Here is a 4,967-nt window from a genome sequence, read left to right as displayed (position 1 = left end):
GTGCAAAGCTACCGCTCCAGCGTATCGGGCAACCATACCGATAACACCGCCAATACCATGCTGGAGCAACTGGGTACTACCCTGAGCGTTGCCGACAGCCAATACAACCAGTACACATCCAGCCTCACTCGCAGCCATGAATACAGCCAGATGGCCTCCACGAGCGACACCACCAGTGCCAATATGCAGAGCAACTATGCACAGGAATTTGTGCATTACGTGCAGCAGCAGGCACCGGAGAAAGCTGATCAGTTGTTGACTGACACCGCCAATCCAACCGTGCGCGCTGAACGTGAGCAGCTTGCTGGCCAGTTCATGGAAAACACCCTGCGATCACGGGTAGAGGGGATGTATGAGCAAAACCTCTCCGGCCTCTCTGACGACATGTCCACTGTTGAAAAGCCATCCTCCACTAATCCCCCCTCAGCCAATGGTGAAGCACTTGTTAACCAGCGCGCTCAGCAATCCGGTATTACTGGTGATACATCAGAAAGGGTTAATTCATTAATTGGTGACAATAATCAACGTATTCATGATGAAGGAGTGTCGATTGAGAAGCAAGGTGGTGTTATAATGACCGAGCAAAAAGAATTAAAGTCAGAGCACGTCATTGCTTCCGATAGATTTAAAGATAATCACGCAAAGGCTGTCACTAACCAGGGTCAGGAAGACCCCAGAGTTTCCGAAGCAAGGCTGCGTTCCAACGAACTTCTTGACAAGGATAAAAAACAATGAACATTTCAAATAAAACCATAAAGAATGATGTAGCGTTCATTATTGCCTCGATAAAGAATGAGGATGCAACCATTCCATCATTTACCTCATGTGCAATACCCGGACTTACGTTCATGATCGGATTGACGCTTTGGCAATTTTTTGTTGCATATCCTGTCGTGCATTTCGATAAGATGACAAAACTGACCGCACCAGCATCTGTCGCTTTCTCTTTTGTGCTCGGTGCATTTGTGTTTCTTGCAATGACAAGTCTGAGAGGGAAGTACCTCTCACTCCCACTCGAAGTGCGCGAGAAGAGTATCATCATCAAAATCATAACTCAGAGGTCTCTATTTTATGCTTGCACTTGGGTTGCGATAAATATATTGGCTGGTGTATTCATCAAGCAGCATGACATCCCTGTCATGTTTTCTTATGGCGCACAGCTCGTTTCATTAGTGGCCATCTATTTAATCGCCATTGTCGATTTGGGGCGATACGACCTCGCCCTATTGAGCTCTGCCATCCAACAATGGCGGGAAGGTGTCGATGTGGATGCCTCACTCCATAAACCGTAAGTCTTTACCAAAAGAAGAGAGTAACAATGATGAAAAAAACAGTTCTGGCAATGGTTACTGTCGCTATGTTCGGTCTTGCAGGATGTTCCGCTGTGCATACTGCAGTCACCAAACGTAACCTCGATGTCCAGACCAAGATGTCCGAGACCATTTTCCTCGAACCCACTGTTGAACGAACCGTTTATCTGCAGCTGCGTAACACCAGTACCGAACAGGGCATGGACATTGAGCCAAAACTTCGCCAAGCCTTGCAAAATAAGGGGATGGTCATATCCAACAACCCGGATACCGCCCAATACTGGATCCAGGCCAATGTCCTGTCTGTGGGAAAGATGGACCTGCGAGATTCCCAAAGCGCCCTCCTTTCCGGTTACGGTGCAGGAGCAGTAGGTGCCGCAGCCGCTGCCGGGGCCGTCGCTTATAACAGCTCTTCCAACGGTGCTGCCCTCGGCGCGGGACTGGTCGGCGCATTGGCGGGGGTAGCCGCCGATGCCATGATTGAAGACACCAACTACACCATGATCACCGACCTTCAGATAGCCGAAAAAGCCCCTACTGGTGTCACTGTAACCACCAAGGACAATACCTCCCTTAAACAAGGTTCGTCAGGCTCAAAAGAACAATCCAGCACCGCCACCGGTAATCGCCACAAATATCAAACCCGTATTGTGAGCAATGCCAACCAGGTTAACCTGGATTTCAAGGATGCCAAGCCGGTACTTGAAGACCAATTATCAAACACCCTGGCCGGACTGTTCTGATTATTATCCATGAGTGAATGAAAGGGGAGGCCACTCCCCTTTTTTATTAAGGACACACAATGAGTCTCAATACCCGCAATGTGACGCAGGGCGGTCAGGTCGCATTTATGCGGCTTCGCATGTTCCTGCAAATCAATAATATCATGGCATACTGGCTCATCATGGCCTTCGGTGTCTTAACTATTGCTATTTTGTATTTCCGCGTCAGCACCCAAAACATCATGAATGGCACCATCTACTGGTTTTCAACCACCCTTGCACCACTGCATGGCCAGATGATGAATCCGCCCACCTACACCATTCACTATTATGACAAAGAGCTGCTCTACACCACCAAGCAGATATTGGTCGATGCCTATACCGTTTACTGTGGCCAGCTATTAAAAAACGAACTCATTATCGCGGCATCCGTCTCTGGCGCACTGGTATTTTTGGGGGGTATCCTCTTTTTATTCTATCTGGGCCTGACAGGGAAACGGCAAAGCACCGATGAAATTACAGGTGGCCGCACCCTTAACGACAACCCCAAACAAGTGGCGCGCATGATGCGCCGTAAAAAACAGGCGTCCGATATTAAAATCGACTCGCTCCCGATAAAAAAAGATAGCGAAATACAAAACTTCGCCATGCATGGCACCGTGGGTTCCGGTAAATCGACGTTAATGCGCAAATTCCTCGACCAGTGCCGCCAGCGCGGGGATATGGTCATTATTTATGACAAGGGCTGTACCTTTGTCGAAGAGTATTACCAGGAAGGGCGCGATATCATCCTCAACCCCCTGGACTCGCGCTGTGCCAACTGGGATATGTGGGAAGAGTGCCAAACCCTGCCCGATCTCGAAGCCGCCGCCACCACTCTCATCCCTATGGGTTCCTCGGAAGACCCCTTCTGGCAAGGGTCGGCCCGCACCATCTTTGCCGAGGGGGCGCACCGCCTGCGCGGCGAAAAGGGCCGCAGCTACAACCTGTTCCTGCGCACCCTCCTGGCCATCACCCTCGACAAGCTGCGCGAGTTTCTGGCTGGCACACCTGCCGCCAACCTGGTTGACGGCAAGATTGAAAAAACCGCCATCTCTATCCGAAGCGTGTTGACCAACTACGTCAAGGCCATGCGCTACCTGCAAGGTATCGAGCGCAGGGGCAATCCCTTTACCATTCGACAGTGGATGCAGAGCGCCCGCGATGATGGCAACAATGGCTGGCTCTTTATCACCTCCAACCAGAAACATCACGAATCACTCAAGCCGCTCATCTCGATGTGGCTCAGCATTGCCGCCAACAGCCTGCTCTCGATGGGCGAAAATCGTTACCGGCGCGTCTGGTTCTTCTATGACGAGCTCCCCTCCCTGCACAAACTGCCGAGCCTTCCTTTTGTCATTGCCGAGGCCCGCAAGTTCGGCGGCTGTTTCGCCTTGGGCTTTCAGTCCTATTCCCAGCTCGAGGAGATATACGGCAACAAGTTTGCAGAGGCCATGTATGACCTCCTCAACACCAAGTATTTCTTCCGCTCCCCCTCTGCCGCCGTCGCCAAATTTGTCGAGGAAGACATTGGCGAAACCGTGCGCAAGAAGTTCTCCGAGCAGACCAGCTTTGGTGCCGACCAGGTGCGTGACGGCATCTCCTTTGGAAAGGATGAGGAGCGCGTGTCCATCGTCAGCTACACCGATGTGCAGATGCTCGAAGATCTGGAGTGTTTCGTCACCCTCCCCGGCAACTTCCCAGTTGTGCGCATGGGGCTGAAGTTTGTGAAGAAAGCCAAGATCGCCGAGGCGCTTCCGGAGCGCGATATTCAATCCAGCCTGGATCCCGAGGTGGATGAGTTGGTGGCGCAGCGCCTCAATGAAACCGGCAAAGTATTTGATGGCATCCAACCCGGAGTGATCGCCCAAGTGGTCGCCACCACGCTCGCCGCCGAACTACAGAGCGCCCCGACCCCGCCAGCCGCGACAGTTCAAGCAACGGACGCCAATCCCCAAACTGCTGCAGCACAAGTGCCGCCTGCAGGTCGTGATGAGGAGATCACTATGCACCCCCCGCTCCCCGAGGGGGTCGATGAAAATGGGGTGATTTTCGACGAGGACCTCTACGCCGAGTACCAGAAAAGCGAGCAGGCGAAAGAATCTGCGCGGCGCGAAGAGATCAACATCAACCATCACTACCAGGAGCCGGGTGGCGACCAGCCGGAGTTTTACTAAATGCTGTCACTCTCTACTATCAAGGGCAGCGCGGCCTATTACGCTGCCGAAGAAAACTACTACGCCATCGGTGAGCTTGAGGCAGCCTGGATTGGCGAGGGGGCGGAGCGCCTTGGCCTCAGTGGCCCCATAGAGGGTGCCACATTCGATGCCATGGCCCTGGGTAAACTCCCCGATGGCACCGAGCTCTCGCGCATCGTGAATGGCAAAGAGACCCACCGCGCCGGCTATGATCTCACTTTCTCCGCCCCCAAATCCGTCTCGGTGATGGCATTAGTGGCGGGGGACAAGCGCTTTCTCGACGCCCACCACCGCGCAGTGGCCGTCGCCATGAAGGAGGTCGAGGCGCTGGCCAGCACCCGTATCATGACCGACGGAGTCTCGCGCACCGAGGCCACCGGCAACATCGTGGCCGCCCTCTATACCCACGACACCTCCCGCGAGCTCGACCCGCAGTTGCACACCCACTCGCTGGTGCTCAATGCCACCTGGGCCGAAGGCAAATGGCGGGCGCTGAGCAGTGATGCCGCCCACATGAACACCGGGTTTGGCAAAGACATGTTCAACAATAAGCTGGCGTTCGGGCAGATATACCGCCACGCCCTGCGCCAGGATATCGAGGCGATGGGCTTTGAGGTTGAGGTCACCGGCAAGCATGGCTTGTGGGAGCTTAAAGGGGTGCCGACGAAGGAATTCAGCCAGCGCAGTCAGCAGATCAA

5 protein-coding genes are annotated in these 4,967 nt (G+C 53.5%); all 5 read left to right on the top strand.

The features are described 5' to 3' along the window. The coding region (locus AAC083_RS13960) for a hypothetical protein (RefSeq protein WP_219927889.1) at positions 1-735 on the top strand (735 nt) is incomplete at its 5' end. Next, the gene (locus AAC083_RS13955) at positions 732-1,292 is read left to right on the top strand and encodes a conjugal transfer entry exclusion protein TraS (RefSeq protein ID WP_108536912.1); all 561 of its coding nucleotides are present in this window, start codon (positions 732-734) and stop codon (positions 1,290-1,292) included. The genes AAC083_RS13960 and AAC083_RS13955, both read left to right, overlap by 4 nt. 26 nt (positions 1,293-1,318) lie before the next feature. Beyond that, entirely contained in the window at positions 1,319-2,053 is a 735-nt protein-coding gene (gene traT, locus AAC083_RS13950; protein ID WP_108536911.1) for a complement resistance protein TraT, read from the top strand. Positions 2,054-2,112: 59 nt separating this feature from the next. After that, a complete protein-coding gene (traD, locus tag AAC083_RS13945; RefSeq protein ID WP_108536910.1) occupies positions 2,113-4,248 on the top strand; it encodes a type IV conjugative transfer system coupling protein TraD in 2,136 nt (711 codons plus the stop codon). Further along, a partial coding sequence (gene mobF, locus AAC083_RS13940; protein ID WP_146181676.1) for a MobF family relaxase occupies positions 4,249-4,967 on the top strand: 719 nt, incomplete at its 3' end.

Source organism: Aeromonas sp. HMWF014 (assembly GCF_963878295.1).
Classification (GTDB): domain Bacteria; phylum Pseudomonadota; class Gammaproteobacteria; order Enterobacterales; family Aeromonadaceae; genus Aeromonas; species Aeromonas popoffii.
The sequence above is the reverse complement of the archived record's forward strand: the minus strand, read 5'-3'. Positions and strand labels throughout refer to the sequence as shown.